This is a genomic window from Tateyamaria sp. (genome assembly GCF_039945315.1).
Taxonomy (GTDB): domain Bacteria; phylum Pseudomonadota; class Alphaproteobacteria; order Rhodobacterales; family Rhodobacteraceae; genus Tateyamaria.
The window spans coordinates 185,055-209,603 of sequence record NZ_JBDUXB010000006.1; the positions used below are offsets into that span (position 1 = coordinate 185,055).

The 24,549-nt window shown below is 59.0% G+C and carries 28 protein-coding genes; 16 read left to right on the top strand and 12 right to left on the bottom strand.

The window, feature by feature from the left end; translation table 11 throughout:
* Window position 1: 1 nt before the first annotated feature.
* The 4 genes from ABJD00_RS02925 (at window position 2) to ABJD00_RS02940 (ending at window position 3,769) form a co-directional block, all read left to right on the top strand.
* Window positions 2-973, top strand: coding sequence for an alpha/beta fold hydrolase (locus ABJD00_RS02925; RefSeq protein WP_413829305.1), 972 nt, complete (start codon window positions 2-4; stop codon window positions 971-973).
* Between the two features lie 55 nt (window positions 974-1,028).
* Complete coding sequence (ppk2, locus tag ABJD00_RS02930; RefSeq protein ID WP_413829306.1) at window positions 1,029-1,898, top strand: polyphosphate kinase 2; 870 nt, start codon at window positions 1,029-1,031, stop codon at window positions 1,896-1,898.
* Complete coding sequence (locus ABJD00_RS02935; RefSeq protein ID WP_413829307.1) at window positions 1,891-2,508, top strand: TetR/AcrR family transcriptional regulator; 618 nt, start codon at window positions 1,891-1,893, stop codon at window positions 2,506-2,508. The genes ppk2 and ABJD00_RS02935 overlap by 8 nt, the downstream gene beginning before the upstream one ends.
* A 436-nt stretch (window positions 2,509-2,944) precedes the next feature.
* Window positions 2,945-3,769, top strand: a complete 825-nt coding sequence (locus ABJD00_RS02940) for a GNAT family N-acetyltransferase (protein WP_413829308.1) — start codon at window positions 2,945-2,947, stop codon at window positions 3,767-3,769.
* 71 nt (window positions 3,770-3,840) lie between these two features.
* Here the strand turns inward: ABJD00_RS02940 and rpsI are convergent, their stop codons facing one another.
* On the bottom strand, window positions 3,841-4,329 hold the full coding sequence (rpsI, locus tag ABJD00_RS02945; RefSeq protein WP_108837733.1) for a 30S ribosomal protein S9: 489 nt from the start codon (window positions 4,327-4,329) through the stop codon (window positions 3,841-3,843).
* A 2-nt stretch (window positions 4,330-4,331) separates the two neighbouring features.
* Window positions 4,332-4,793 carry a 50S ribosomal protein L13 gene (gene rplM, locus ABJD00_RS02950; RefSeq protein WP_108837732.1) on the bottom strand — a complete coding sequence of 154 codons (462 nt, stop codon included), beginning with the start codon at window positions 4,791-4,793 and terminating at the stop codon, window positions 4,332-4,334.
* Between the two features lie 217 nt (window positions 4,794-5,010).
* On the opposite strand from rplM, the gene ABJD00_RS02955 reads away from it, so the two are divergent.
* The gene (locus ABJD00_RS02955) at window positions 5,011-5,328 is read left to right on the top strand and encodes a hypothetical protein (protein WP_413829309.1); all 318 of its coding nucleotides are present in this window, start codon (window positions 5,011-5,013) and stop codon (window positions 5,326-5,328) included.
* Window positions 5,328-6,371, top strand: coding sequence for a hypothetical protein (locus tag ABJD00_RS02960; protein ID WP_413829310.1), 1,044 nt, complete (start codon window positions 5,328-5,330; stop codon window positions 6,369-6,371). Before ABJD00_RS02955 ends, ABJD00_RS02960 begins: the two co-directional genes overlap by 1 nt.
* Here the strand turns inward: ABJD00_RS02960 and ABJD00_RS02965 are convergent.
* Window positions 6,368-6,805 (bottom strand): PaaI family thioesterase, encoded by a 438-nt coding sequence (locus ABJD00_RS02965; protein WP_413829311.1) that lies wholly within the window; start codon window positions 6,803-6,805, stop codon window positions 6,368-6,370. The two genes, ABJD00_RS02960 and ABJD00_RS02965, sit on opposite strands and share 4 nt — an antisense overlap.
* A gap of 18 nt (window positions 6,806-6,823) precedes the next feature.
* On the opposite strand from ABJD00_RS02965, the gene ABJD00_RS02970 reads away from it, so the two are divergent.
* The 4 genes from ABJD00_RS02970 (at window position 6,824) to gluQRS (ending at window position 10,861) form a co-directional block, all read left to right on the top strand.
* On the top strand, window positions 6,824-7,648 hold the full coding sequence (locus ABJD00_RS02970; RefSeq protein ID WP_413829643.1) for an enoyl-CoA hydratase: 825 nt from the start codon (window positions 6,824-6,826) through the stop codon (window positions 7,646-7,648).
* Window positions 7,649-7,914: 266 nt separating this feature from the next.
* On the top strand, window positions 7,915-9,264 hold the full coding sequence (gene trmFO / locus ABJD00_RS02975) for a methylenetetrahydrofolate--tRNA-(uracil(54)-C(5))-methyltransferase (FADH(2)-oxidizing) TrmFO (RefSeq protein ID WP_413829312.1): 1,350 nt from the start codon (window positions 7,915-7,917) through the stop codon (window positions 9,262-9,264).
* A 95-nt stretch (window positions 9,265-9,359) separates the two neighbouring features.
* On the top strand, window positions 9,360-9,965 hold the full coding sequence (locus ABJD00_RS02980; protein ID WP_413829313.1) for a class I SAM-dependent DNA methyltransferase: 606 nt from the start codon (window positions 9,360-9,362) through the stop codon (window positions 9,963-9,965).
* A complete protein-coding gene (gene gluQRS / locus ABJD00_RS02985; protein WP_413829314.1) occupies window positions 9,962-10,861 on the top strand; it encodes a tRNA glutamyl-Q(34) synthetase GluQRS in 900 nt (299 codons plus the stop codon). Before ABJD00_RS02980 ends, gluQRS begins: the two co-directional genes overlap by 4 nt.
* Here gluQRS and hisI read toward each other — a convergent pair.
* Window positions 10,810-11,172, bottom strand: coding sequence for a phosphoribosyl-AMP cyclohydrolase (gene hisI, locus ABJD00_RS02990; protein WP_413829315.1), 363 nt, complete (start codon window positions 11,170-11,172; stop codon window positions 10,810-10,812). The genes gluQRS and hisI overlap by 52 nt on opposite strands.
* Before the next feature lie 77 nt (window positions 11,173-11,249).
* On the opposite strand from hisI, the gene ABJD00_RS02995 reads away from it, so the two are divergent.
* Entirely contained in the window at window positions 11,250-11,702 is a 453-nt protein-coding gene (locus ABJD00_RS02995; protein WP_413829316.1) for an iron-sulfur cluster assembly scaffold protein, read from the top strand.
* Window positions 11,703-11,896: 194 nt separating this feature from the next.
* Here ABJD00_RS02995 and ABJD00_RS03000 read toward each other — a convergent pair whose 3' ends face one another.
* The 5 genes from ABJD00_RS03000 to ABJD00_RS03020 form a co-directional block, all read right to left on the bottom strand.
* A complete protein-coding gene (locus ABJD00_RS03000) occupies window positions 11,897-12,025 on the bottom strand; it encodes a hypothetical protein (RefSeq protein ID WP_413829317.1) in 129 nt (42 codons plus the stop codon).
* A 100-nt stretch (window positions 12,026-12,125) separates the two neighbouring features.
* The gene (gene recG, locus ABJD00_RS03005; RefSeq protein ID WP_413829318.1) at window positions 12,126-14,213 is read right to left on the bottom strand and encodes an ATP-dependent DNA helicase RecG; all 2,088 of its coding nucleotides are present in this window, start codon (window positions 14,211-14,213) and stop codon (window positions 12,126-12,128) included.
* Window positions 14,210-16,387 carry an NAD-dependent DNA ligase LigA gene (ligA, locus tag ABJD00_RS03010; protein ID WP_413829319.1) on the bottom strand — a complete coding sequence of 726 codons (2,178 nt, stop codon included), beginning with the start codon at window positions 16,385-16,387 and terminating at the stop codon, window positions 14,210-14,212. The genes recG and ligA overlap by 4 nt, the downstream gene beginning before the upstream one ends.
* A gap of 98 nt (window positions 16,388-16,485) precedes the next feature.
* A complete protein-coding gene (ctrA, locus tag ABJD00_RS03015) occupies window positions 16,486-17,205 on the bottom strand; it encodes a response regulator transcription factor CtrA (RefSeq protein ID WP_413829320.1) in 720 nt (239 codons plus the stop codon).
* 95 nt (window positions 17,206-17,300) lie between these two features.
* A complete protein-coding gene (locus ABJD00_RS03020) occupies window positions 17,301-17,579 on the bottom strand; it encodes a DUF1153 domain-containing protein (RefSeq protein ID WP_413829321.1) in 279 nt (92 codons plus the stop codon).
* Window positions 17,580-17,702: 123 nt separating this feature from the next.
* Here ABJD00_RS03020 and mnmA point away from each other — a divergent pair, with 123 nt between their 5' ends.
* The 4 genes from mnmA to ABJD00_RS03040 all read left to right on the top strand — a co-directional run bounded on the left by mnmA (window position 17,703) and on the right by ABJD00_RS03040 (window position 20,697).
* Complete coding sequence (gene mnmA, locus ABJD00_RS03025) at window positions 17,703-18,842, top strand: tRNA 2-thiouridine(34) synthase MnmA (RefSeq protein ID WP_413829322.1); 1,140 nt, start codon at window positions 17,703-17,705, stop codon at window positions 18,840-18,842.
* Window positions 18,843-18,913: 71 nt separating this feature from the next.
* Complete coding sequence (locus tag ABJD00_RS03030; protein ID WP_413829323.1) at window positions 18,914-19,669, top strand: SDR family NAD(P)-dependent oxidoreductase; 756 nt, start codon at window positions 18,914-18,916, stop codon at window positions 19,667-19,669.
* A gap of 30 nt (window positions 19,670-19,699) precedes the next feature.
* Window positions 19,700-20,149, top strand: coding sequence for an MOSC domain-containing protein (locus tag ABJD00_RS03035; protein WP_413829324.1), 450 nt, complete (start codon window positions 19,700-19,702; stop codon window positions 20,147-20,149).
* On the top strand, window positions 20,146-20,697 hold the full coding sequence (locus tag ABJD00_RS03040) for a sugar O-acetyltransferase (protein WP_413829325.1): 552 nt from the start codon (window positions 20,146-20,148) through the stop codon (window positions 20,695-20,697). Before ABJD00_RS03035 ends, ABJD00_RS03040 begins: the two co-directional genes overlap by 4 nt.
* Here the strand turns inward: ABJD00_RS03040 and ABJD00_RS03045 are convergent, their stop codons facing one another.
* From ABJD00_RS03045 to ABJD00_RS03055, 3 genes are all read right to left on the bottom strand, one after another.
* Entirely contained in the window at window positions 20,698-22,506 is a 1,809-nt protein-coding gene (locus tag ABJD00_RS03045; protein ID WP_413829326.1) for an ABC-F family ATP-binding cassette domain-containing protein, read from the bottom strand.
* Between the two features lie 101 nt (window positions 22,507-22,607).
* Window positions 22,608-23,330: a GNAT family N-acetyltransferase gene (locus ABJD00_RS03050; RefSeq protein WP_413829327.1), complete on the bottom strand. Its 723-nt coding sequence runs from the start codon at window positions 23,328-23,330 to the stop codon at window positions 22,608-22,610.
* Window positions 23,331-23,397: 67 nt separating this feature from the next.
* Entirely contained in the window at window positions 23,398-23,841 is a 444-nt protein-coding gene (locus ABJD00_RS03055) for an outer membrane protein assembly factor BamE (protein ID WP_413829328.1), read from the bottom strand.
* A 102-nt stretch (window positions 23,842-23,943) separates the two neighbouring features.
* Here ABJD00_RS03055 and ABJD00_RS03060 point away from each other — a divergent pair, with 102 nt between their 5' ends.
* Complete coding sequence (locus tag ABJD00_RS03060) at window positions 23,944-24,501, top strand: YceD family protein (RefSeq protein ID WP_413829329.1); 558 nt, start codon at window positions 23,944-23,946, stop codon at window positions 24,499-24,501.
* Window positions 24,502-24,549: the final 48 nt, after the last annotated feature.

The following is a 24,549-nucleotide window of genomic DNA, read 5'->3' on the forward strand; positions in this document are numbered from 1 at the left end:
GATGAAAACAGCACTGGTGTTTCTGCTTGCCGTGATTGTGGTCTCGGTTGTGATTGTGCAGTTCTTTTCGATCAAACGCGACAGGGATGCTGCCGCCAACTACCCCCATATGGGGCGATTGATCGATGTGGACGGCGTGACGGTGCACGCGGTGCAGATGGGTCAAGGCCCAGACGTCGTGCTACTGCACGGGGCCTCAGGCAACACGCGCGATTTTTCCTTTGCTTTTGCCGATATGCTAAAGGACCGATACCGCGTCACGATGCTGGACAGACCCGGAATGGGATGGACCGAACAGTTGGACCCGACCCACAAGCGCGCCTTTTCCACCGCTCATGCCAGCCCACGGGATCAGGCAAGGTTATTAAGGGCCGCCACGGATCAGCTGGGGGTCACAAACCCGATTGTGTTGGGGCACTCGTTCGGTGGGATCATAGGATACGCATGGGCGCTGGAATTTGACGATCTGGCCGGGCTTGTGTCGGTCGCTGGCGTGGCCAACCCTTGGCCGGGTGATCTGGGCTGGACCTACCGCATAAATGGCTCGGCTTGGGGCGGCGGGTTGGCGGTGCCTTTGCTGTCAGCTTTCGTGCCAAAAACCTACGTCGAAACCACGCTCGCCAGCATATTCGAACCCCAAGACGCGCCAGATGGCTATCTGGAGCATGTCGGAGCGGCCCTGTCGTTAAGACGCCATTCGATGCGGGCCAATGCCCGTCAGGTGAATTGGCTGCGCCCCTATGTCGTTGAAATGTCCGCGCAATACAGTGAAATCAAAGTTCCCGTGGAAATCGTGCACGGGGATGCGGACACCATCGTGCCGCTGGCGGTCCATTCTGCCAAGGTTCCCGGGCAGATCAAAGGGGCAAATGTCACCGTCCTGCCCGGCATCGGACACATGCCGCAACACACGAACCCTCAAGAGGTAATCGCTGCAATCGACCGGGTCGCTACACGGGCCGGTTTGCGTTAACCGCTAACCTCCCCCATATTGCATGTTAAGAGCAGTAACTTGAGCGGGATATCAAATGACCCTTCCCTTTGACGGTGCCATCACCGAGTTCTACGAAACCGGTGCCCCAGACGATGTGCGCGACAAGATCGCCGGCGCTGACAAGGATGATATCCTGACCCCGACTTACCCTCACGCAGAGCGGATGAAGCGCAAAGATTACGAACGGGAAATGGAAGCTTTGCAGATCGAATTGGTCAAGATGCAGAGCTGGGTCAAAGCAACCGGCGCGCGGATTGCTTGTGTTTTTGAGGGGCGCGATGCCGCCGGAAAGGGCGGCACGATCCAACGGTTTCGCCAGAACCTGAACCCACGTAGCGCTCGGGTCGTCGCCTTGTCAAAACCCACTGAAAAAGAAAGCACGGAGTGGTATTTTCAACGCTATACCAAGCACTTACCCTCTGCCGGTGAATTGGTGATGTTCGACCGCAGCTGGTACAATCGCGGCGTGGTCGAACATGTGTTTGAGTTTTGCACGCCCGCGCAACGAAAGCACTTTTTCGCGCAAGTGAACCCCTTCGAAGAGATGATGATTGACGATGGAATCCACGTCTTCAAGTTCTGGCTGAACGTATGCCGGGCCGAGCAGTTGCGCCGGATCATGGCGCGCGAACGTAACCCGCTCAAACAGTGGAAACTCAGCTGGATCGATGTCGAGGGCCTCAACAAATGGGATAACTACACCGACGCGATCCGCGAAACGTTGCAGCTATCACACTCAAATATCGCGCCCTGGACCATAGTGAGATCGGACGACAAGAAGCGCGCACGCCTGAACGCAATCCGCACGCTTTTGCACGGGTTGGATTACACAAACAAAGACGTGCAAGCCATTGGTAAAATAGAAAAAGACATCTGTGGCGGACCGGATATCTGGGATGCCTAAACGCGGTTATCACCACGGAAATCTTCGACAAGCTTTGATCGATGCGGCCTTGCAATTGATCGAGGAAAAGGGCCCAACAGGTTTCACCCTGTCAGAAGCGGCCAAGCAGGCAGGCGTAACCCCGGCTGCCGTCTATCGACACTATGAAGGGCGCGAGGATTTGATCGCGGAATGTGCGCGGCAGGGCTATGGCATCTTTGCTGATCTGATGGAGCACGCCTATCAATCCGGGCAACCTTCGGCCCTGGCTGCATTCGAGGCGACGGGTCGGGCCTATCTGGCCTTTGCCCGCCGCTTTCCCGGCCATTACATCGCGATGTTTGAAAGCGGCATTTCTGTAAACCGCACCCCGGAACTGGCCGATGTGGCCAACCGGGCCAATGATGTTCTTGAAAAGGCTGCGGGCGATTTAAGTGAGCATATTCCAGAGGATAAGCGCCCACCTGCATCCATGTTTTCCGCCCATATCTGGGCGATGAGCCACGGGGTGGTCGAACTGTTCGCGCGCAACTCGCCCGGGCGCGCTTCGCCCTTTCCGCCTGAGGATTTGCTGGAGTCCGGCATCGGCGTTTATCTGCGCGGTTTGGGGTTGATCAAGCCGGACGAGTAGCATGCACTCAACGGCTTTTTGATGTCTCAGCCAGCACAAATGCCTAGCGGATGTTGACCTCATAAAAACAGGAACAATCGTCTAGTCACACCCCGTGCACCATGTGTGCTCACCCTGTGCACCGCGTGGCATACGATTTACGCAAATGGCAGTCGTTAACGCAACGGACGGTGGCGATTGTAAAAGAAGAGTTAATCATGACAGGCCAGCGCAAAGGTCTCGCCCATCAGTTCCGGTGATCAAGGCCCAAACACCTCGATACACAGCACCACGACCGCGATGGGCAACGTGACGAGGCTGGCTACGACAGCTGCGCCAAACACAGTTGGTTTGGAAGGCGGAGCATAGCAACCTGCCACAGTCTTTTGCGAAGTTTTCCTTGCCGCCATGATCACAGTTAACGCCACATTAGGTTTCGGATGACTTAACAGTGGCGATGGAACCGGATCTCTGCCTGCCCTTACAACAACACCCACAATACAGCGCGGCGTTACGCCAGACCGGTTGCGCCGTGCTTGAGGTTCACCTGCCCAGTGCAGCACCAGTGCAGGCGATATCACGCTTTGGTCTGACGCTAGCCTCTCGCGGGCCAATCTGGTGGGCTGAGTATGGACCAAATGATGCCAACATCCTGCGCTGCTCCGGCCTGAACGTGATCAACAGCATTGGGTACGATCTGGCCGCACTCAGGTCTGCCGGGTACCGCCTGATACATACGCCAAACTGGGTCGCCGAATTGTCCTTGTCGGGCACCTCATCCGCACGTCTGGCCGCGATGAAACCCAAATGGCGCGCAACCTTGAGCCGGGCAGAAAAGGCACGTTTACGGGTCAAACATGACCGATTTGATCCGCTCTGTCACGGCTGGTTACTCTCCGCGGATCTGGCGCAACAGCGTTCCAAGGGATTTCGCAGCCTGCCGCATACTGTGTTGCAGGCCTATGCCAAGGCCAGTCCCGACCACGTGCTGGTGTTCGTCGCATCCGACAAACGAGATCCCGTCGCGGCGATGTTGTTTTTAGTACATGGGCACGTGGCCACTTATCACCTGGGGTGGTCTGGAGTAGCCGGGCGCAGAAGTGGCGCGCATCACGCTCTGTTGGTGCGAGCATGCGATCATCTGGAAAGGCGAGGCTTGGCCCGCCTTGATCTTGGCCAAGTGGATACGGTGAACGCGCCGGGGTTGGCGCGGTTCAAAATCGGCACCGGTGCACAGCTGCGCGCCCTGGGCGGGTCATGGTTGCGTGTACCTTGGCTGTAAGAACCAACGTCAAAAACAAAAAAGGCCGCCCCCGATCGTAGCGGCCTTTTTTCTTTGCTGTAATAGAAAGCTTAACGCTTGGAGAACTGGAAGCTCTTACGCGCCTTGGCCTTACCGTATTTCTTACGCTCAACAACGCGGCTGTCGCGGGTCAGGAAGCCTGCCGCCTTCAGTGCGCCGCGCAAGGACGGATCGTAGAGTTGCAGAGCCTTGGACACGCCGTGCTTGACCGCACCGGCCTGACCAGAGAGGCCGCCGCCTTTGACCGTTGCGACAACGTCGAACTGGCCTTCGACGCCAGCGACGGAAAACGGCTGGGCAAGGATCATTTGCAGCACGGGGCGCGCAAAATAGTCGTTCATCTCTTTGCCGTTCACCGTGACCTTGCCGGAGCCTGGCTTGATCCAGACGCGGGCGACCGCATCTTTACGCTTACCAGTGGCATAGGAGCGGCCCAGTGCGTCACGCACAGGTTCGCGGTGGATCACTTCAGCTTCAACCGGGGCGGCATCGCCGGCCACGGCTTGCAGGTCTTCGAGTGTGTTGATTTCGTCGGCCATGCTCATGCGCTCCGCGTGTTTTTCTTGTTCATGGATGCAACATCCAGAACTTCGGGGCTTTGCGCCTCGTGGGGGTGATCGCCGCCTGCATAGACGCGCAGGTTGGTCATGATCTCACGGCTCAGACGGTTGCCGGGCAGCATGCGCTTGACCGCTTGGGTCACAACGCGCTCGGGGTGCGCGCCTTCAAGGATTTGCTCCTTGGTGCGGCTTTTGATCCCGCCGGGGTGACCGGTGTGCCAGTAGAAGTTCTCCTGACGCTTGTTGCCCGTCATCTGGATCTTCTCGGCGTTGATGATGATGACATTGTCACCACAATCCATGTGCGGCGTGTAAGACGCCTTGTGCTTGCCACGCAGGCGCATGGCGACGATCGAAGCAAGACGGCCCAACACCACGCCTTCGGCGTCGATGAGGATCCATTTCTTGTCGATGTCCGCAGGTGTTGCGGTATAGGTTTTCATGTGTCGCATCCCTTGGGGGGCTCGAATTTCGGATTGGGCGGGTATAGGCGCGGCAGAATTGCGCGTCAACGGACATATGTCAGTTTTAAATATGCAAAAACAATATCTTACAAATAAGGTATTATTATACCCCATCAATTTCGCCGTTTACACTCTTGCAATGGGGTCTCACGTCCAACAAGAGGGTGGCACACCTGTCCTTCGGCTTTGATCTTTTATGTTTTTGTCCCTTGCCGCCCCTGCCCTCGCCGCCCTTGCGTTGATCGCGTTTGGTACGCTTGCAGGCGTTCCGGCGGTGAGAAAGCTAATCGCGGTTTATGAGGCGAAGCATGAGTTGAAGCAGGGCTCCACCGGCTGGCTGCGCAGCATTGGTGGCTGGTCCATCATCGCCTTCTGGCTGATGACCACATGGTTTCTGGCCACGATCATTGGCGATTGGGGCGCGACGGGCGATTTGGAAGGCGCGATTGGCCGGTCCTGGCTGCGCCTGCGTGTGTTGCTTGAGATTGCCATTGCGATCATGGGAGAGGACTGATGGCGGCGCCTGTCATCCAGTCCGAACTGCAATGCGCCACCTGCGCGGGTCAGTGTGTGTACGACCCTGCAGTGCAAGCCTTAAAATGCGCCAGCTGTGGAAACGTCACCTCGCTGGAAACTGCTGACGACGATGCAGCGGCTGAAGAATTCCCATTTGACCCGCTGGCATCCGCCCCTGAGGCGCAGGTCGACTTTGACAGCATCGTTCACCGGTGTGAGACCTGCGGCGGGTCTGTTACCTTTGTGGCCCAATCGCTGAGCACCCGGTGCTCTTATTGCGACGGGCCAGTTGTAGTTGAAACAAATGACCGCGGATACGAGCCCATGGCGTTGATCCCTTTCCGCGTTCCCGAACAGGATGCCCAGACCCTCGCACAGGCTTGGGTGCGCAAACGCATTGCTGCACCCAGTGATCTGGCCGGCGTGGTGGCCAAAGCCCGTGTGGCTGGCCTCTACGTCCCGTTCTGGACCTTTGATAGCGACGAGTTGATCCAGTATTGGGCCAGCTACCGCGTGCGGCGCAACAAGCGCACTGAGACGCGCCAGACCTCGGGCGTGTTGCGTATGCGGGTTGACGATATGCTCGTGCCCGCTTCGCACCATGTGACACCGCTGATCCGTGACGGCATCCTGCACGACTTTTACCCCGAGCGGCTGCGCCCGTATCGCGCTGGCTATCTGTCAGGCTTTGCCGCCGAACAGCATCACCAGACGCTGAGCGAGGGGTTGGAGCGCAAGGGCAATGAAAAGGCGCTGCTGATCCGCAACCGGATCAAGGGGCATGTGAACAAGTCCGGCGTGCACAACATCCGCTATCACACCGACACCAGTGGCATTCATTACCGGCGTATTCTGCTGCCGGTGTGGATCCTGCACTACGAATACAACGGCACCGCAAAAAAGGTCGTTGTCTGCGGGATCGAAGGGCGCGCATACGGAGAGCGTCCGTATTCAGCTTTGAAGCTGGCGGGGTATGCGGCGGCGCTGACAACTTTGGCCGTTGGGTTGGGGCTGGCCTGGGGTGCCGCGGGGTTGATCTAACCGGGCAAATCAACGCCTTGGGGCGGAATGGCATAGGTCAGGCTGGCCCGCGCCACAGGTTTGTCCATGCCTTCGGAATAGATCAGCACGTCCGACACGGACAGTTGCTTGCCCAGTTTCAACAGCCGCCCCCTGGCAATCAGATCGACCCCGGCGGCGGGCTTGCGCATGAAATCAATGGAACAGTTCGTGGTCACCGCCAGCGCGCGCGGCCCAATATGGGCCAGCGTCACCATGTAGGCTGTCACATCGGCAAGGGAGAACATGGCTGGGCCAGATACCGTACCACCGGGGCGCAAATGGCGATCCTGCACAAACAGCCGCAAGGTGACAGTGTCGCCACTGACCTCTTCCACATGGAATTCGCCCGCCACCTCCAGAAACACGCGGCCCAGAAAGGCGTTCATTTCGGCGGCGTCCATCAGTGGGGCCATACTTTTCCTCCTCGCACAATTGCCCTAGGGTTCGCTGCAAAGACGAGGGAGAGCAAGATGGCAATTCTGGAACGTGAGGTCACGGGTGCTGTAATGCATCTGCGGATGAACGCGCCTGAGCGGTTAAACGCGCTGAGTGATGAGATGATCGCAGCGCTGCATGGCGCTCTGGATGACGTGGCAGACGACCGCAGTGTGCGCGCCGTCATATTGTCCGGAGCAGGCAAAGCGTTTTGCGCGGGTCACGATCTGAAACAGATGACCGCGGGGCGTCAGAACGCGGATGGCGGTGCTGCCTATTTCAAAGACCTGTTTGATCGCTGTGCGGCCATGATGGCGCGCATCCAGTCCCTGCCCCAGCCAGTGATTGCTCAGGTACACGGAATCGCCACAGCCGCTGGGTGCCAGTTGGTCGCCACCTGCGATCTGGCCGTGGCCGCACATGGCACCCGATTTGGCGTGAACGGGGTGAACATCGGGTTGTTCTGTTCGACCCCTATGGTCGCCTTGTCCCGCAACATCCCACGCAAGCAAGCGTTCGAGATGCTGACCACAGGTGATTTTATCGAGGCCGAGCGCGCCCAAACGCTGGGCCTGATCAATCGCGCCGTTGCGCCCGAGGATCTGGCAGACGAGGCATCAGCCCTCGCCGAGCAGCTGGCATCGAAACTCGGATCAGCCGTGCGCATTGGAAAAGAAGCTTTTTACGCCCAAATCCAGATGCCCGTCGCCGACGCTTACACCTATACCGGGCAGGTCATGGTCGAGAATATGGTGCACCCAGACACCAAAGAAGGCATTGATGCCTTTATCAACAAACGCCCGCCAGAGTGGTCACAATAGGGTTTCAGCCATATAAATAAGGGTAACCTATGGTTGTCTCCGTATTGGCACCTGATTGTTTCCGAATAAGCTCTATTAATCTGGGCGCAAATGAGGCACAAATTGGACACGGTTAACAACCGGATACGATTTTGGGTCGCCGACTGGCGGAAGGTCCCTCCAGGTCAGCCTCTCACTGACCGACCATCCCCGCAGCGGCGACCCCAAAAATCCCCCCCACCCTGATCAAAGTTGCGCAACGGCGCGCGGTGCCCTACATCCGCCCCATGAAAGAACAATTGCATATCGTTGGCGGCGGCATGGCCGGATCCGAAGCGGCCTGGCAAGCGGCCAATATGGACGTGCCCGTGGTCATCCACGAAATGCGACCCGATGTTGGCACTTTTGCCCATCAGACCGGTCGTTTGGGCGAAATGGTCTGCTCGAATTCGTTCCGCTCTGACGACAGTGAACAGAATGCTGTGGGCCTGCTCCACTGGGAAATGCGGGCTGCCAATGGTTTGATCATGGCCACGGCAGACCAGCATCGCTTGCCAGCGGGCGGCGCACTGGCCGTTGACCGTGATTCTTTTGCCCAGTCGGTGACAGATGCACTGACGGCCCATCCCAATATTTCGGTCGAATACGGTGAAATCACGGAACTGCCCGCCACCGGGAACTGGATTTTCGCAACCGGTCCGTTGACCTCCACAGCATTGGGTCAGGCCATCGCGCAGGAAACTGGCGGCGAAGCCCTCGCCTTTTTCGACGCTATCGCACCCATCGTCTATTTCGACAGCATCGATATGTCCAAGGCATGGATGCAGTCCCGTTATGACAAGGGAGAGACCGAGGAAGAGCGCACCGCCTACCTCAACTGCCCCATGGACCGCGACCAATACGAGGCCTTCATCGACGCACTGCTGTCAGCCGACAAGACCGAGTTCAAAGAGGGCGAAACAGCGGGCTATTTCGACGGTTGTCTGCCGATCGAAGTGATGGCCGAACGCGGGCGCGAGACGTTGCGGTTTGGTCCGATGAAGCCGGTCGGGTTGACCAACCCCCACAGCGACAAAAAGCCTTACGCCGTTGTGCAGCTGCGCCGAGACAACAAGCTGGGCACGCTTTACAACATTGTCGGCTTTCAGACCAAAATGAAATACGGCGCACAAACCGATGTTTTCAAACGCATTCCCGGACTTGAGAATGCCAGCTTTGCACGATTGGGCGGCATTCACCGCAACACATTCCTGAACAGTCCAACCCTGCTGGGCGCGGACATGCGCCTGAAGTCACGGCCCAATATCCGCTTTGCCGGGCAGATCACCGGGGTCGAAGGCTATGTTGAATCCGCCGCCATGGGCCTGCTTGCTGGTCGGATGGCAGCCACGGAGATTCTGGGCGGCGCACTGGACATCCCACCCAACACGACAGCCATGGGCGCCTTGATCACACACATCACCGGCGGTGCTGAGGCCAAGACGTTCCAGCCAATGAACGTCAATTTCGGTCTGTTCCCGCCTGTCGAGGGCCTCAAAGGCGGGCGGCGCGGACGTAAAGACCGCTACAAAGCCTACACAGATCGCGCCAAGGCAGACTGGCAAAACTGGTTGGCTCCTCAGTCACAAGCAGCCTGATCTGGTTCTGACTGGACATGCTGCGGGTGTTGCCCGTTGCCCTGACCTAATCAAGCCACTGGACGCCGCGCATTTGACGCGGCTAACCTACGCCCATGACCAAATTCCTCGACAAAGCTTACACCGCCCGCGACGCAGCTTCGACGCGCGTGCTTTATGACGACTGGGCCGCGAGTTACGAAGCGGAAGTGAGCGAACACGGCTATGCCACGCCCGGGCGCTGCGCGGATGCGCTCAAGCACTATGCAGGCGACACGAGCGCGCCGGTGCTGGACTTTGGCTGTGGCACGGGTTTGTCCGGCCTTGCCCTGAAACTCGCCGGGTTCGAAACCATAGACGGCGTCGACCTGTCAGCAGAGATGCTGGAAGGCGCGCGCAGCAAAAGGGTATATCGCCACCTCGACCAGATCGAAGCGGGCGCGGACCTGCCCCGCAAGGATTACGCGCTGTGCGCCGCAATCGGGGTGATCGGCGCGGGTGCGGCCCCCATTGAGGTGCTGCACATCCTTATGCGCGCCCTACCGCGCGACGGTAAACTGGTGTTTTCGTTCAACGATCATGCTCTCGAAGAACCCGCAAACGAGGCTGGTGTCGCCGAGTGGACCGATTGTGGTGCAGCGCGGTTACTGTTCAAAGAACATGGCCCCCATCTGCCCGGTATCGGCTTGAAGTCCAACGTCTACGTACTTGAAAAAGCGTGATATTCAAAACCCGATTTGCGCCATCCCCGACGGGCCCACTGCATCTGGGCCACGCCTATTCGGCACTGCTTGCCTATGACATGGCCCAGGCTCAAAACGGCACTGTCTTGCTACGGATCGAGGACATCGATCAGACCCGCGCACGTGATCACTGGGAAAGCCAGATTTATGACGACCTTGCATGGCTTGGGGTGAGCTGGACTGAACCGGTGTTGCGGCAATCGGACCGCATGAACTTTTATGCACAAGCGCTTGATATATTATGGGAACGAGGCCTGTTGTATGTATGCGACTGTACCCGTCGCGACATCGAAGCAGCCCTGAGCGCTCCGCAAGAAGGCGTACAGCGCCATGGCCCGGATGGGCTCATCTATCCCGGCACCTGCCGCACCCGTCATCCCCGTACTGGCCCGAGGCCGACAGACAAGGCCCTGCGGCTGGATATGGTGGCAGCAATGCGTCACCTCGCAGCGCCGCTCAGCTATGAAGAGACCGGAGTGAACGCAGGGCAAATCGCAAGCGGTGACCTCGTCACCACGGTGGGTGACATTGTTCTTGCACGTCGCGACATGGGCACATCTTACCACCTGTCTGTGGTCGTCGATGACGCTGCTCAGAGCATCACTGATGTGGTGCGCGGAGCGGATTTGGCAGAGGCCACGATGATTCACGTACTGCTTCAAAAACTTCTGGATGTGCCGACCCCGGCCTATCATCACCACCGTCTGATCCGGGACGAAGCGGGCAAGCGGCTTGCCAAACGCGACGATGGACGCGCAATCTCCAAATACCGCGCAGAAGGCGCGACTCCGGACGACATTCGCGCGATGGTCGGCCTGCCGCCCTACAGCGGTGCCATCAACTCCACTTCGGACCCGTCGACGACTTCGGTATAAAAACAAGTGCGCCGCCCGGTGTGGCAGGCAGCGCCAGTCTGGTTCACTTGCATCAGCAAACAATCGCGATCGCAATCCACACGCAGCGACACGAGTTCCTGAACGTGCCCTGACGTCTCGCCCTTGATCCAGAACGCCTGGCGCGAGCGGGACCAATACGTGACTCGCCCCGTGTCCAGCGTGCGTGCCACAGCCTCGGCATTCATCCACGCCATCATCAAAACCTCTCCGCTCGTCGCATCCTGCGCGATAGCGGGCACCAGCCCTTGCGCATTATAAAGCAAGCTTGCGGGGTCAAAGGGTGTGGTCATAACAAAACCTTTTTGCATCTGGCTTGGGCGGGCTTATGTAGGACGGATAAGTAACCGACACCAGAGCCGGAGGGGACATGCCCGCCGATACCGACCTGATCAAACTCTATTCGACCCGCATTCTGGCGCTGGCGGCGGACATCCCGCACACCAAACGTCTGACGGACGCACATGCGACGGTCAAAAAACGCTCTCCGTTGTGCGGATCGGCTGTGACAGTGGATGTTTGCGTCGAAGACGGTCGAATCACAGATTTTGCCCAGGATGTGAAGGCCTGCGCTCTGGGTCAGGCCGCGGCGGCCGTCACTGGTCATGCCGTGATAGGACGCAGCCTGCCCGAGATTGAGGACGCCCGTGATGGTCTGCGCGCAATGCTGAAATCCGGCGGCGACGTACCCGCAGCCCCCTTTGACGGATTCGAAGTGCTTGCACCCGCGAAGGATTTCAAAAACCGGCACGCGTCAATCCTGCTCGCCATCGAGGCCACGGCTGAGGCAATGGAACAGGCATTACAGGCCAACTGCGCCTGACCCCTTCTGACATGACCAAAAAAAACGCCGCTCATCCGGGAAGGATGGCGGCGCAAGTGAAGCGTGTCTTGCGGGGGACGGATCCGGGACCCCTGCGGGAACAGGGTCACCCTGCGGCAGGCAGAGCCGCTTGGTGAGGACGCCAATTGGGACGGGCGCGAAGGTGGATCACAGGCAAGTACGCAGGCAGAAATTCAGATCAAAGACGGCAAGTGCAAAGCGACCACAAGCATCACAGTCAACGCTGCTGCACCAACCACATCCTGAAGCAAAGTGGCTTCGGCGCGGGTTGCGACATCTTTGAGTGTGCGGAGTGTGGTCATATCAGCATCCTTCCTTGAAGTTGCCCCTTTGTTCTCATAAATTTAACACTCCGTAAAGAACTTTTTGAGAACATTTGCGAACTTTTTGGCACAAAACGGCTTAACCGACTGATATCAAACGGATCGCCTCGTCCTGTCTCATCAACCAAAGAAGAACACGGATTGCTGCGCCGCGCGGGCTGGAAAGTTCAGGATCGTCTGCCAAGGCCTTGCGCGCATCGCTTTGAGCAATGGCCATGAGGTTCGCCTGCCGATCAAGGTCAGCGATACGAAACCGCGGGACACCCGATTGCGCCGTGCCGATGAGATCACCATACCCGCGCATCTGTAAATCGGTTTCGGCAATCTGAAAGCCATCCTCGGTGGCGCGCAGCACCTCAAGCCGCTTTTGCCCGGTCTCTGACAGCGGCGCCTGATACATCAACAAACAGGTCGAGGCGGCCTCGCCCCGCCCCACGCGACCGCGCAACTGATGGAGTTGCGCGAGTCCAAATGTTTCCGCCCGCTCGATCACCATTATGGTTGCGTTGGGAATGTTCACGCCGACTTCGATCACGGTTGTTGCCACCAGCACGCCTGTTTCCCCCGCCTGAAACTTCGCCATGGCGGCGTCTTTTTCTGCGGGTGGCATCTGCCCGTGGACCAGCCCGACACGCCCCTCGCCCAGCGCCGCGCGCAGACGTTTGAATCGCTCCTCGGCGGCGGTGAGGTCCACTGCCTCGCTTTCCTCGACCAGCGGACAGACCCAGTAGCATTGCCGCCCCTCGTCCATCACTGCACGCAGGCGCGTGATCACCTCATCCATCCGGTCTGTGCTGACCAGTGCGGTCTTGATCGGTTTGCGCCCCGGGGGTTTTTCATCAAGTATCGAGACGTCCATGTCGCCATATTGCGCCAATGCAAGGCTGCGCGGGATAGGCGTGGCCGTCATCACCAGCACGTCCGAGCCAGCCCCCTTTTTCCCCAAGGCGAGCCGCTGGCGGACACCAAAGCGGTGTTGTTCATCGACGATTCCGATGCGCAGATCTTTGAACACCACGTCGTCCTGAAACACGGCGTGGGTGCCAACCAGAATCTGGATGTCACCACGGACAAGCGCGGCCAGCTTGGCGCGCCGTTCACTGCCCTTGTCGCGCCCTGTCAAAATTTCCAGCACCACGCCGGCACTCTCCGCCAGTGGCTGCAAACCCTCAAGATGCTGGCGCGCAAGGATTTCTGTAGGGGCCATCATGACGCCCTGCCCGCCCGCCTCGACAGCGATGAGCAGCGCCATGAAGGCCACCAGCGTCTTACCTGCGCCCACATCGCCCTGCAGCAGACGGTTCATGCGGGTGGGCCCGGCCATGTCGGCGGCGATCTGTGCGATCGCGCGGTCCTGCGCCCCTGTGGCGGCATAAGGAAGGTCCGCGCGCACCTTGGCCTGCAATACACCTGTGCCTTGTGTGACCTGCCCCGGCATCTTGCGCTCGGACGCGCGGGCCAGCGCGAGGGTGATCTGGTGGGCCAGCAGTTCGTCATAGGCCAGACGGGTGCGCGCAAGGCTCGTCGCGGCAAGGTCAGCCTGTCCTTTCGGCGCATGAGCCTGTGTCATCGCATCCGCGAAATCGGGCCACTTCGCTGACGCGATCTGGCTGGAGTCGATCCATTCATCAAACGCAGGCATTCGGGTCAGCGCGGCGCGCGTGGCCTTGAACATCGTCTTTTGGGTCACGCCACCGGTCAGTGGATAGACGGGTTCATAAGCGGGGATGTCGCCGGCCTCTTCCACAGGCAGAATGTGGTCGGGATGGACCATGTTGGCGATGCCATCGAACAGTTCGACACGGCCCGACACAACGCGCTCGGCCCCCGTGGGCAGCACTATGTTCAGGTAATCGCTGCGCCCGTGAAAGAAGACCAGTTGAAACGATGTCTCGGCATCCTCAACATGGATGCGGTAGGCCCCGCCCCGGCCACGTGCTGGAGTATGTGCGCCAACTTTGATTTTTACCGTCAGAGTGCTTGGCAACACTGCGCCTTGAATGCTGTCCCGCAAGGCGCGGTCGATGCCGGTATGAGGCAGCGTAAACAGCAGATCACGCGGGGTGGTGATAGCGAGCCCGCCCATGTGCTGCGCGGTTTTCGGCCCCACCCCTTCCAGTGTTTCAAGATCGGCAAAGAGCGGGAAAAGTATTTCAGGACGGCTCATGCTGTGCCGATCAGGTCCAGCCAGCCGTCTTCGTCCAGCGTTTCAATGCCCAGTTCCGCAGCCTTCTTCGCCTTGGATCCCGCGCCCGGCCCCGCGACCAGCAGGTCCGTTTTGGCGCTGACAGAGCCCGAGACCTTGGCGCCAAGCGATTCTGCGCGCGCCTTAGCTTCCGCGCGGGTCATCTTTTCGAGCGTGCCTGTGAAGACAACCGTTTTGCCCGCGACTGGGCTGCCTTCGGTGTTCGGGCGCGTGGCTTCCTTGATGCTGAGTTGCGCGACAAGGCGGTCGATGCTGGCAATCTCGGCATCCTGGTTGAATGTCGTGGCCAGCGCGTGGGCCATCACGGCGCCCACTCCGTCGATGCTCAGCAGGTCGTCCCATGCCGCATTGCCCTCTTCCGCGCTGCGCATCGCTGTGTTGAAAGCCGTCCAAGTGCCGTAATGCGCGGCCAGCAAATTGGCGGCTGCCTCGCCTACATGGCGGATGCCAAGCGCAAAAATAACGCGATTGAGGTCAATGCTGCGTTTTTCGTCTATGGCGTCGAAAAGATTGGCTGCGGACTTGTCCCCCCAGCCTTCGCGGTTCTTGAGTTGCTGAACGCCGTTGCCGAAACGGTCGCGCAGCGTGAAGATGTCGGCAGGTTCTGCGATCCATCTATCTGTGTGGAATTGCTCCACCTGCTTGGCGCCCAAACCTTCGATGTCAAAGGCGCTACGTGCAACAAAATGCTTCAGCTTCTCAACAGCTTGCGCGGGGCAAATGAGGCCACCGGTGCAGCGCCGGATGGCGTCACCGGGCTCGCGCACGGCCTCGCTGTCGCATTCAGGGCACCGTTCGGGCATTCGGAACGGCATCGCGTCGTCAGGCCGCTTGCTCAGATCGACATCCGCCACCTTGGGGATCACGTCGCCTGCCCGATAGACCTGCACCCAATCGCCCACACGGATGTCTTTGCCTGCGCGGATTTCTTCGCCCTTGTTGTCGCGTCCGGCGATGTAATCTTCATTGTGCAACGTGGCGTTGGACACCACGACTCCCCCCACTGTCACCGGGGTCAGACGCGCAACAGGAGACAGCGCCCCGGTCCGCCCCACCTGAATATCAATCGCCTCGAGCCGGGTCCAAGCCAGTTCGGCCGGGAATTTGTGCGCCATCGCCCAGCGCGGCGTGGTCGAGCGAAACCCGAGACGCGCCTGCAAAGCCAGATCGTTGACCTTGTAAACGACACCGTCGATGTCATAGCCGAGCGCCGCGCGCAGCTGTTCGATCTTGCGGTACTGCACGATCATCTCTTCGGGACCGTCGCACAATGCCGTCAGGTCGTTGGTTTGAAAGCCCAACTCTTCGAGCCGTTCGATAGCGCCGTGTTGAGTATCCGACAGCGGGTCCGATAGCGCGCCCCATGCATATGCGAAAAAACGCAAGGGACGCGCGCGGGTGATTGCGCTGTCCAATTGGCGCAGCGACCCAGCAGCGGCGTTGCGCGGGTTGGCAAAGGGTTTTTGGCCCGCCTCTGTCTGGCGAACATTCAACGCCTCGAAATCCGAGTGAGACATGTAAACCTCGCCACGCACTTCGAGTACGTCCGGAGCGTCTGTAAGTTTTTGGGGCACATCGGCGATGGTGCGGGCATTGGCGGTGACGTTCTCGCCCACTGATCCATCCCCACGCGTTGCCGCTTGGACAAGCGCGCCGTTCTCATAGCGCAAGGACAGGGACAACCCGTCGATCTTTGGCTCTGCGGTATAAGCGACCGACGCATCAGCGTTCAGCCCAAGGTATTTGCGCACGCGCCCATCGAATTCCCCCACGTCCGCATCCTCGAACGCATTTGACAGAGACAACATGGCAACGGCATGAGTGACCTTTGAAAACCCGTCGGCAGGTGCGGCGCCAACTTGCTCGGAGGGACTGTCCTGACGTTTCAGTGCAGGAAAACGCGCCTCGATCTCAGCATTTCGGCGTTTGAGCGCGTCATAGTCGGCATCCGAGATGTCTGGCGCATCATGGGTGTGATACGCGCGATTTGCCTCGTCAAGCAGCTCTGCCAGTCGGGCCAGTTCGGCTATGGCCTCCTGCTCGGACAAGTCATTGGTGGGTGTCTCGGCGCTCACATCTGTCCCCGTTTGGTTCTGGCCAAGAGATAAAAGCGTGTGAGCGCCGGGTCCAGTCATAGAAGACATATTTGGGAAAAGGAGCTTGGGCCCCTGCATGCAAGAAACCGGCGCAAGTCTGAGCCGCACCGGTTTCTTGTTAACACATTTGAGTCGGATCAGGCGCCGATGGCCAGCCGTGTGTCATCGCCCTGCTCGACAGGTTCCGGGTCGCGCAGCACATAGCCACGGCCCCAGACAGTTTCGATGTAGTTTTCTCCACCCGTCGCCACGCTCAGCTTTTTGCGCAGTTTGCAGATGAAGACATCGATGATCTTCAATTCAGGTTCGTCCATGCCGCCGTAGAGGTGGTTGAGGAACATTTCTTTGGTCAGTGTCGTCCCTTTGCGCAACGACAGCAGTTCGAGCATCTGATATTCTTTGCCCGTCAGGTGCACCGCTTTGTTATCCACGCTTACCGTCTTGGCATCGAGGTTCACTGACACGTTGCCTGTATCGATGACTGACTGTGAATGCCCTTTGGAGCGGCGGATAATGGCGTGAATGCGCGCCACCAGTTCCTCTCGATGAAAGGGTTTGGTCAGGTAATCATCAGCACCAAAGCCGAACCCCTTGATCTTGTTTTCCGTATCATCTGAGCCCGACAGGATCAAAATGGGGGTTTCCACGCGCGCAAGGCGCAACTGGCGCAGCACCTCGTGCCCGTTCATATCCGGCAGGTCGAGGTCCAGAAGGATCAAATCGTAATCATAAAGCTTGGCCAGATCGATGCCCTCTTCCCCCAGATCCGTGGCATAGACGTTCAGATTTGCATGGGTCAGCATCAATTCGATGCTCTTGGAAGTTGTCGGGTCGTCTTCTACAAGCAGCACGCGCATTCAATCGGTCTCCACAATGGGTGTCGGTGTCGAACTAAACGTGAACCGAAAAGGTCAACCACACGTTACCCTTGTGGGATTTATACGATAACAACCTAAAGTTGTCTATACCTTTGCAAGGCGGTTGCCTTCAGTGCCTCTTCGCCATGGTCTGAAACGGCCTGTACCCACCCTAAAAACTCTTCTTCACTTAGGGAATAACGCTCTAGCGCGTCGGTCTGCGTCAGCAATCCGTACAAAACGCCACGCACCACAGCCGCTTTACGCGATGCAACCCAACGGCGAGTAGCTGGGGGCGGCAAGTCGGCCCGCGTCAGCACCGTACCATCAGGCAAGGTCACTGCGCGGGGTCCATCTACTTTCTTCAAATACATCGCTCTGCTCTTCATTACATTTCGGCCAACATGCGCCTGCGACCCTAATGGCGGGTTAAACCCCCTCTTGAGACTATTTAACATTTTCATATATATGCCACGAACCCTCCCGGAGACTTCGCTATGCTTGACCATTCAGGTCCGCTCAACTCATTGGGCATTGCCAAAGCCCCTGCAGACACACGTGTTGTCGTCGCCATGTCTGGCGGCGTGGACAGTTCTGTTGTGGCGGCTGAGTTGAAAGCGCAAGGTTATGACGTGGTCGGGGTTACCTTGCAGCTTTACGATCATGGTGCGGCTTTGGCGAAAAAGGGTGCGTGCTGTGCGGGCATCGATATCCATGATGCGCGCCGTGTGGCCGAGGAAATGGGCTTTCCCCATTACGTGCTCGACTATGAGAACGTGTTCAAAGACGCGGTCATAGACGAATTCGCCGACAGCTATCTGGGGGGCGCGACGCCTGTGCCCTGCATCCGTTGCAACGAGCGGGTGAAGTTCAAGGACCTGCTGGAGACGGCCAAGGATCTTGAAGCCGATTGCATGGCCACGGGCCACTACATCCAGCGCAAGATGGGCAATGCTGGCCCGGAGCTTCATAGCGCGGCGGATTCGAACCGGGATCAAAGCTACTTCCTGTTCTCGACCACGCCTGCGCAGCTCGATTACCTGCGTTTTCCACTTGGGCACTTGCCATCTAAGGATGACACTCGCGCGCTGGCGGCGAAATATGGTCTATCCGTCGCGGACAAGCCCGACAGTCAGGACATCTGCTTTGTGCCCAATGGCGACTATGCCGCCGTGATCCGCAAACTGCGCCCCGAGGCCGCTGCCCCCGGTGACATCGTTGATGTGGAGGGGCGCGTTCTGGCACGCCATGACGGTGTGGTGAACTATACAATCGGACAGCGCCGTGGGCTTGGTATCGGAGGTCTGGCCGACCCGCTCTATGTGGTGAAACTCGACGCAGATACCCGTCAGGTGATCGTTGGCCCCAAAGAGATGCTGGCCACCCGCACAGTTCCAGTGCGCGAAGTGAACTGGCTGGGCGATGAACCGTTCGCATCACGCGATGAATGGCATGTGGCGGTCAAAGTCCGATCGACCCGGCCGCCCACAGATGCCGTGATTCGCCCCATCAATGAGACCGAGGCAACTGTAGAACTGGTCGCTGCCGAAGCGGGCGTGTCGCCGGGGCAGGCCTGTGTGTTCTATGATCGGGACTCCAGCCGCATCTACGGCGGGGGCTGGATCCACAAGGGCTGAGTACTCTGCCTTGCCGCGCTCGCACCCTTGCGCTTATGTGGCGCAAGGACTGCGTTAGGGGAGCATGAGCGATGAAACTCGAAACAACCAAAGCCGTTGTAACAGGCGGCGCGTCCGGACTTGGGGAAGCGACGGCGAGGTACTTTGCCAAGCAAGGCGCGCGGGTGACCCTGCTGGACCGCGATGCCATACGTGGGGCCCAGGTCGCTGAAGAGATCGGCGGCTTCTTCGCGCAAACTGACGTGACGGACGAGGCGTCCGTACAAGCCGCAATTGACCTAGGCATCGACAAGATGGGCGGGATCAGTGCAGCGGTAAATTGCGCTGGTATAGCTGTGGGCATCAAGACCGTGGGCCGGGACGGCCCGCACCCCCTGCCCGCCTTTCAGCAAACCATCGACATCAATCTGGTAGGCAGCTTTAACGTGGCCCGCCTTGCAGCGGCGGCCATGGCCGGGAATGACCCCGAACCCGATGGCGCGCGCGGGGTGATCATCAACACGGCATCTGTCGCTGCCTTTGACGGGCAAAAGGGACAGGCAGCCTATGCCGCCTCCAAGGGCGGGATAGTCAGCATGACCCTGCCCATGGCGCGTGATCTGGCTAGTTCCGGTGTGCGGGTGATGACCATCGCGCCGGGCATCTTCAAGACACCAATGCTCGCCGGGCTGCCAGAGGACGTGCAAGCTGCGCTGGCGGCAGACGTTCCCAATCCGGCCCGTCTGGGCGATCCGTCCGAATACGCGCGGCTGGCGGGGTTCATCGTTGAAATGGGATATCTGAATGGCGAGGTGATCCGCTTGGACGGCGCCTTGCGCATGCGATAGAGGACCGCTGCGATGTGGCTGGGAAAACTCTTGAGCATTCATACAACGCCGCAGGCACGCGCGCCTATGGTTGGCCATGACATGGCCGAATTGATCGAAGGGGTCGGTATAGCGGGCGACCGTTATGCCAAGGGAATCGATACAGGCACCTACTCTGCCCAACCAGATGTGCGCGAAGTGACCCTGATCGAGGTGGAGACGCTGGAGGCGCTGGCGCGCGACCATGACATTGTGCTGGACGCAAGGGAACACCGCCGCAACCTGACCACCCGTGATGTACCGCTCAATCACCTTGTGGGGCGGCAATTCCGAGTGGGCGATGTCGTGTTGGAAGGTGGACGGCTGAACTATCCTTGCCGTTACATCGACATGATCGCCAAAAAGACGATCTGTGATCTGCTCGAACACCGCTCAGGCCTTAACTGCCGCATTGTCATGGGCGGCACCATTCGCATCGGTGATCCGATCCAACTGGCATGACCAGCGCAAAGGCGAATATGGCGTCAGGTGCGTGGTACTCCTGCCTTGATCCTGAGCTTGAAGCCTTGCGGCTCACAGCGCTTAAGGCGGTATTTGCCCACAACCACTTACCACCGTCCGAGCGACGCACTCTGAGTGCGCCGCTCAAAGCGCTTTTTGCCGCGACCGGGGAAAACTGCCTGATCGAAACGCCGTTTCACTGCTCATACGGGATAAACATCCATCTGGGCGATGCAGTTTTTATCAACAGCGGTTGTGTGATCCTCGACAGCGCGCGTGTGCACATTGGCGATGGAACCCTGATTGGAACGGGCACACAGATCCTCTGCGCCGATCATCACCGAGACCACATCAAGCGCCGTGCCGGGATCGAACGGGCAGCCCCCGTTTCAATTGGGACTGATGTGTGGATCGGCGCGGGCGCGATTGTCTTGCCGGGAGTCACAATCGGGGATCGTGCCATCATCGGTGCGGGAAGCATCGTGACAAAGAACGTCGAAGCGGGTGCAACTGTCGTTGGCAACCCGGGCCGTGCGCTCACCCTGTGATCAGGCGGACGCCTTTTCTTCAAGCATCAGCCACTCCTCTTCGGCCTCATCCAGCCGGGCCTGTCGTTCGATCAGCGCATCCGTGGCCTTTTGAAACTTCACCGGATTTTCGGTGAACAGGTCCGGATCGCTCATCAACTCCTGAAGCTTGACGATCTCAGCCTCCAGCCGCTCCATCTCTGCAGGCAAGGCCTCAAGACGGTGCTTTTCGGTAAAGCTGAGGCCCGCTTTGGAGTTCTCGCCTTGCTTTACCTTCGCCGCGTTAGACTTTGATTTTGCGACGACTTCCCGCGTGGCAGTGGGGCGGCGTTGAGACTGATAGTCGCTCCACCCGCCAGCATAGGCCGTGGCCTTGCCATCCCCCTCCATCGCAATGGTGGTCACGGTCACGCGGTCCAGAAAATCACGGTCGTGGCTGACGAGCATGACAGTGCCATCATATTGATCGATCAGGTCCTGCAACAGGTCGAGCGTTTCGACATCCAGGTCGTTGGTTGGTTCATCAAGCACCAGCAGATTGCTCGGGCGTGCCATCAGCTTGGCCAACAAAAGCCGTGCCTTTTCACCACCCGAAAGCGAACGGATGGGGGCACGCGCCTGCGCCTCATCAAAGAGGAACTCCTTGAGATAGCCCACAACGTGTTTTGGCGCACCGCGCACCATGACCTGATCAGCCTTGCCGCTCACGCGCATCTCCGGATCGCCCGTTAGGCTGTCCCACAGGCTCATGTCCGGATCCAGCTGAGCGCGGGTCTGGTCAAACAGCGCAATCTCGAGGTTGGTGCCAAGGGTCACAGTGCCGCTGTCCGGCGCCTCGCGCCCGATCAAAATGTTGAGCAGTGTGGTCTTGCCCACCCCGTTCGGGCCAACAAAGGCAATGCGGTCGCCGCGCTGGATCGTCAGCGAAAACGGCTCGACAATAACCTTGTCGCCAAACGATTTGGTGACGTCCTTCACCTCGATCACTTTGCGCCCGGACTTGGGCCCAGCCTCAAACGCCATAGCAGCCGTGCCCTGCCGTTTGATCTGCGAGGACCGTTCGGCGCGCAATTCCTGAAGTGCACGTACCCGGCCCTGATTGCGCTTGCGCCGTGCGCTGATTCCTTCCACCGCCCAGCGGGCCTCGGCCTTGATCTTGCGGTTAAGTTTGTGTCGCTGCGTATCTTCTTCTTCCCACGTGGTGTCACGCCAGGCTTCGAACGCCTCAAACCCCTTTTCCTGACGGCGTACCATACCGCGATCGATCCACAGGGTGGCGCGGGCCAGCGCACGCAGAAAGGCGCGGTCGTGGCTGATCAGAACAAACCCTGCGCGGGTCGCCTTCAACTCGGATTCGAGCCAGCCAATGGCCTCGATATCGAGGTGGTTTGTCGGCTCGTCTAGCAGCATCAGATCAGGGGATTCGGCCATCAGACGGGCCAGAGCAGCACGGCGACGCTCACCTCCGGACGCTGTGGACACAAGGCGCGCGGGATCAAACTTCAATCCCTCACCCGCCCGCTCGACCTTATAAAGGTCCGACGGGTCCAGCCCGTGCATGGCAAAATCACCCAACGTGGCAAAACCTGCCATGTCGGGATCCTGTTCCATGTAGCCGACGGACACGCCGGGGCCTGCAACGATCTCTCCGCGATCCGCTTCAACAATGCCGGCCATCACTTTCATCAAGGTCGATTTACCCGACCCGTTGCGCCCCACAAGCGCGACACGGTCGCCGGGCTGTACAACCAAGGACAAGTCGTCAAAAACCGGGTCGCCCCCAAAGGTCAGGGAGATGTCCGAAAGCTGTAAAAGTGGAATGCGTGCCATGGGCGCCAGCTAGTCTCTTGGCCACGCGGGGTCAACTGATGCGGTGCGGGTTTCTTTGTGCCCAAAGTTCTGCGGCGCTTTTATGGGCTACCCCCAAGGCATTACCCTAGCACAGCCCGCAAAAGACGTTTGCGCGCCGGCGGGATGGCCCCGATCTCGACACCTGTAAAGACATGCAGCGTGTTCATCCGATCATCCACCACCGCATGATCACTGACCCAGCCCCCCATCAGCAGGTAGGTGCGCAGCAACGGCGGCATGCGCAGCATCGCCTTTTTGGCGTCCGGCTTGCGGCGCAGGCGCGCTGCAAATTTGAAAACCTTGGGCGCTTTGACCCTGGGTAACCAGCGTTTGGGGGCCAGATGACGCGCCTTGAGCATGGCGAAGGCGTCCAGATAATCCGCCGTCTCGGTGCCGGAAAAGGACGAACAGCCGAACAGCAATTCAACCCCGTTGCCGTCAACATAGGCGGTCATTGCACCCCATGCGACGCGCAGAATGTCAGGGTCGCGCACCTCTGGGTCCACGCAGAACCGCCCCATCTCAACCATTTTGCCGTTGTAAGCCGCCAAGGCGTCCAGCGCATAATACTGTGCCGAATAGCTGCGCGCGATTTCCGCCCCTGACAGCGGCATCATGCGAAAACAGCAGACCAAAGCCTCGTCGCTCAGCCGGCGGATCAGGATGTGGGTGCACAATGGATCGAATGTGTCCGCGTCCCGATCCAGATCGAAACAGCGCGCCCTCAAAGCCTGCGCATCTGCAATGTCAGCAGGACATTGCCCTTCGACAACGCGGTAGCGACCTTTTTTCAAACCGATCATGCGCATTTCTCTGTTCCGTGGCTTTTTGCACCTCCTAGCACATATTCGATCAAAGCAATGTGACGGCTCACCCGCCACCAAAGTCAGGACTGACCTGTCCGATACCACCGAGCAATTGGCGAATGAAGGTAACATTGGTGAGGTCAGCGTCAGTAACACGGCGCGTCAGTGCAACCACGCGGCCATCTTCAAGCCCAAAGCTTTCGATGTTGTCCAGAACACCATTCCCGTCAAATGAGATGGCCAACACTTGTCGGTCGATCACTTCGGGACGGCGTGGACCAATGGTTTTTACAGTACTGCGCACATAATAGTAGTTGCCCCCCTCCAGAACGCCGCCCGCGGTAGGCGGACCCACGACATCTTCGACGCTCGAACGAGTGTCGATGCCGACAACCAATTCCTGCAGGTCTTCTTCGGGCGGGATATAACCGTGGTTGCGAAATGTCGGTGAACAGGCCGCAAGCCCCAGCGACAGCATCGCCACTGTCAGATATGCCAAGGCGCGCATGTCGGCCCCCTTTATGTGTGCCGCCCCTTGTGTGCAGGGCGCAGTCCTTTTATCTCGACTTACTCAAGGATTGCCTGCGGTTCAAGAAACGAGTTACGCGCCATGTCCAAGACACAACCTTCCAGATCTGCCCTACGGGTCGCCGACCTGGCCCAAAATACGGGCACGACGTTTGAGATCGTGCCTGACAAGACTGCTCTGTCAGCGATGGCAGAACTGCTCGAACTGACGGGTTTGCGCAAAGTACGTTTTTCCGGTGAGGTGCGGGCACAAGGAAAAGAGGACTGGCTTTTGACCGGCACATTGGGTGCGACGGTTACTCAGCCCTGTGCCGTGACATTGGCACCGGTGGTCACGCGCATCGATACGCCAGTGCGCCGCGTTTATCTGCGCGATTATGCCGATGACAGCGATGCGCCCGAGGTCGAAATGCCTGAGGATGATGAGGTAGAGCAACTGGGCGCATGGATTGATCCTGATGCAGTGCTGATCGAAGCGCTAATCCTTGCCCTGCCCGACTATCCCCGTGCGCCGGATGTGTCCTTGGGCGAAACAGTTCTGACCGAACCCGGAAAAGCGCCATTGACGGATGAGGCGGTCCGCCCATTTGCAGGACTGGCGGATCTGAAGAAAAAGTTGGGCAAAGACCCAGAGGAATAGGGGCGCGGGGGCGAATTTCGCCTTGCACGTGCGAAAGATATGCGTATT

What these genes read in the sequence shown, in the direction of transcription:
- ABJD00_RS03030 (WP_413829323.1), top strand. Translation starts at nt 18,914, where the DNA reads ATGAAACTCGAAACAACCAAAGCCGTTGTAACAGGCGGCGCGTCCGGA.
- ABJD00_RS02925 (WP_413829305.1), top strand. Translation starts at nt 2, where the DNA reads ATGAAAACAGCACTGGTGTTTCTGCTTGCCGTGATTGTGGTCTCGGTT.
- ABJD00_RS02995 (WP_413829316.1), top strand. Translation starts at nt 11,250, where the DNA reads ATGCCCGCCGATACCGACCTGATCAAACTCTATTCGACCCGCATTCTG.
- mnmA (WP_413829322.1), top strand. Translation starts at nt 17,703, where the DNA reads ATGCTTGACCATTCAGGTCCGCTCAACTCATTGGGCATTGCCAAAGCC.
- ABJD00_RS03060 (WP_413829329.1), top strand. Translation starts at nt 23,944, where the DNA reads ATGTCCAAGACACAACCTTCCAGATCTGCCCTACGGGTCGCCGACCTG.
- ABJD00_RS03050 (WP_413829327.1), bottom strand. Translation starts at nt 23,330, where the DNA reads ATGATCGGTTTGAAAAAAGGTCGCTACCGCGTTGTCGAAGGGCAATGT.
- ligA (WP_413829319.1), bottom strand. Translation starts at nt 16,387, where the DNA reads ATGACTGGACCCGGCGCTCACACGCTTTTATCTCTTGGCCAGAACCAA.
- ABJD00_RS02940 (WP_413829308.1), top strand. Translation starts at nt 2,945, where the DNA reads ATGGAACCGGATCTCTGCCTGCCCTTACAACAACACCCACAATACAGC.
- ABJD00_RS02965 (WP_413829311.1), bottom strand. Translation starts at nt 6,805, where the DNA reads ATGGCCCCACTGATGGACGCCGCCGAAATGAACGCCTTTCTGGGCCGC.
- ABJD00_RS03055 (WP_413829328.1), bottom strand. Translation starts at nt 23,841, where the DNA reads ATGCGCGCCTTGGCATATCTGACAGTGGCGATGCTGTCGCTGGGGCTT.
- rpsI (WP_108837733.1), bottom strand. Translation starts at nt 4,329, where the DNA reads ATGGCCGACGAAATCAACACACTCGAAGACCTGCAAGCCGTGGCCGGC.
- ppk2 (WP_413829306.1), top strand. Translation starts at nt 1,029, where the DNA reads ATGACCCTTCCCTTTGACGGTGCCATCACCGAGTTCTACGAAACCGGT.
- recG (WP_413829318.1), bottom strand. Translation starts at nt 14,213, where the DNA reads ATGAGCCGTCCTGAAATACTTTTCCCGCTCTTTGCCGATCTTGAAACA.
- trmFO (WP_413829312.1), top strand. Translation starts at nt 7,915, where the DNA reads ATGAAAGAACAATTGCATATCGTTGGCGGCGGCATGGCCGGATCCGAA.
- ABJD00_RS02980 (WP_413829313.1), top strand. Translation starts at nt 9,360, where the DNA reads ATGACCAAATTCCTCGACAAAGCTTACACCGCCCGCGACGCAGCTTCG.
- ABJD00_RS02960 (WP_413829310.1), top strand. Translation starts at nt 5,328, where the DNA reads ATGGCGGCGCCTGTCATCCAGTCCGAACTGCAATGCGCCACCTGCGCG.
- ABJD00_RS02955 (WP_413829309.1), top strand. Translation starts at nt 5,011, where the DNA reads ATGTTTTTGTCCCTTGCCGCCCCTGCCCTCGCCGCCCTTGCGTTGATC.
- rplM (WP_108837732.1), bottom strand. Translation starts at nt 4,793, where the DNA reads ATGAAAACCTATACCGCAACACCTGCGGACATCGACAAGAAATGGATC.
- hisI (WP_413829315.1), bottom strand. Translation starts at nt 11,172, where the DNA reads ATGACCACACCCTTTGACCCCGCAAGCTTGCTTTATAATGCGCAAGGG.
- ABJD00_RS02935 (WP_413829307.1), top strand. Translation starts at nt 1,891, where the DNA reads ATGCCTAAACGCGGTTATCACCACGGAAATCTTCGACAAGCTTTGATC.
- ABJD00_RS03000 (WP_413829317.1), bottom strand. Translation starts at nt 12,025, where the DNA reads ATGACCACACTCCGCACACTCAAAGATGTCGCAACCCGCGCCGAAGCC.
- ABJD00_RS03020 (WP_413829321.1), bottom strand. Translation starts at nt 17,579, where the DNA reads ATGTATTTGAAGAAAGTAGATGGACCCCGCGCAGTGACCTTGCCTGAT.
- ABJD00_RS03040 (WP_413829325.1), top strand. Translation starts at nt 20,146, where the DNA reads ATGACCAGCGCAAAGGCGAATATGGCGTCAGGTGCGTGGTACTCCTGC.
- ABJD00_RS03045 (WP_413829326.1), bottom strand. Translation starts at nt 22,506, where the DNA reads ATGGCACGCATTCCACTTTTACAGCTTTCGGACATCTCCCTGACCTTT.
- ctrA (WP_413829320.1), bottom strand. Translation starts at nt 17,205, where the DNA reads ATGCGCGTGCTGCTTGTAGAAGACGACCCGACAACTTCCAAGAGCATC.